Source organism: Vibrio sp. Vb1574, assembly GCF_033338675.1.
The window spans coordinates 1-1,007 of the sequence record NZ_JAWOTC010000499.1 but is presented as its reverse complement, the minus strand read 5'-3'; the positions used below and the strand labels follow the sequence as shown (position 1 = coordinate 1,007).

Annotated in this window: 1 protein-coding gene; it reads right to left on the bottom strand. The window is 46.0% G+C overall.

Translation table 11 applies throughout. The features are described from left to right. A partial coding sequence (locus R7O12_RS27155; RefSeq protein ID WP_318127157.1) for a methyl-accepting chemotaxis protein occupies positions 1-1,007 on the bottom strand: 1,007 nt, incomplete at both ends.

Here is a 1,007-nt window from a genome sequence, read left to right as displayed (position 1 = left end):
CACGACCTTGTTCTATCTCATCTTTTGAATCTGACAACTTTTGCACCGATTGATTAGCTTGATCCAACGTATTGCTCGCGGCAAAGGCAATCTCTTCGAGTTGACGCCCCATTTCTGAGATATTGGACTGTTGTTGTTCAACGTTATTGGATGTAACTTGTGCCGATTCGAGAAGCGCACCCATGCTGGTGTCCACTTGGTTCGCTTTGCCATTTACACCTGCAACAATGCCTGCCAGTGACTCGTTCATGCGATTGATAGAGCTCGTAAGGTCAGCCAGCTCATCCTTGCCAACAACGTTCAATGGCGGTTGAGAAACATCGCCAGAGGCTATAATCTTCGCTCGTTCTGATAATCGCTGGACTCTGCGCCCAATGGTATTTCCCATGTATTTTGAAATCGCAATCGCCGCAATCACGACCAGTAATGCTGCCACCAGCATCGACGTAAGCACATTTTTGATTGATTGACTGATGCCAACACCGCTTTGATCCGCTTTAGCTTGCTGAGCCAACACAATCGTTTCTAGGCTTTGATTTAACGCGTTTGCCGCGGGTAACAACTCATTTGCCATTAGCAAATTTGCTTTGTTCCATTCATCTGATTGACGCAGCGTAATCACTTGATCAGCCAAGGGGAAATACATCTGTTGCATCTCTTTAAACAATGACCATAGTGATTGGTCGTTGTCTGACAACATATCCAGTTTAGCGTCGATTTCTGCGACCGATTGGTTGTGGAATTTGATCAGGTCTTGATACTTCTCCAGATGTGTTTGCTGTCCGTACAACAGGAAATCACGCAGTGCCGAGAGAGCATTAGCTAGAGAAGTGTAACTGTCCGCGTAGACTTTAAATAAGCGCTTACGCTCACCGCCCATTTCATTGCCTGACTCTTCATTAATTAGGCTTTGAATTTGGTCGAGCGCGACTTCAGCAATGGGTGCAGCTTCGTTAATAAACAGATTATGCGCTGGCAGATTTTCCGCGCTGTGGCTCAACTCAATA